The sequence below is a fragment of the Haloferax sp. KTX1 genome, assembly GCF_902410085.1.
Classification (GTDB): Archaea; Halobacteriota; Halobacteria; order Halobacteriales; family Haloferacaceae; genus Haloferax; species Haloferax massiliensis.
The window spans coordinates 1-403 of record NZ_CABPRH010000308.1 but is presented as its reverse complement, the minus strand read 5'-3'; the positions used below and the strand labels follow the sequence as shown (position 1 = coordinate 403).

The 403-nt window shown below is 65.8% G+C and carries 1 pseudogene; it reads left to right on the top strand.

The features are described 5' to 3' along the window. Window positions 1–373 (top strand): annotated as a pseudogene (locus FY251_RS21965) (2,3,4,5-tetrahydropyridine-2,6-dicarboxylate N-succinyltransferase); the annotation flags it as partial. Window positions 374–403 lie beyond the last annotated feature (30 nt).

Sequence of the window (403 nt, the reverse complement as noted above, 5' to 3'; positions counted from 1 at the left end):
CGTCAAGCTCGGCGCGAACACGCTCATCGGCGGCGTCCTCGAACCGGTCGAGAACGCCCCAGTCATCGTTGAGGACGAGGTATCGCTGGGCGCTGGCTGTCGCGTCACCAGCGGCTTCGTCGTTGGCGAAGGCTCGATTGTCGGTGAGAACACGCTCCTGACGCCGCGGATTCCCGTCTACGATCTCGTCAAGGACGAGGTACTGTACGGCGAACTGCCGCCGGAACGGCGCGCCTTCCAGCGCTTCGTCGACTCTTCAGTCGGCGAGAACGACCTGATTCCCGGCGGGGCGTACAAGCCCGCTGTGGTGGCGACCGATGTCGAGGAGGAGACGCTGGAAGCGACGGAGAGAGAAGACGCGCTTCGGGAGTAGCGAGGGCGCGCGAAGCGCGGCCCTCGGTAA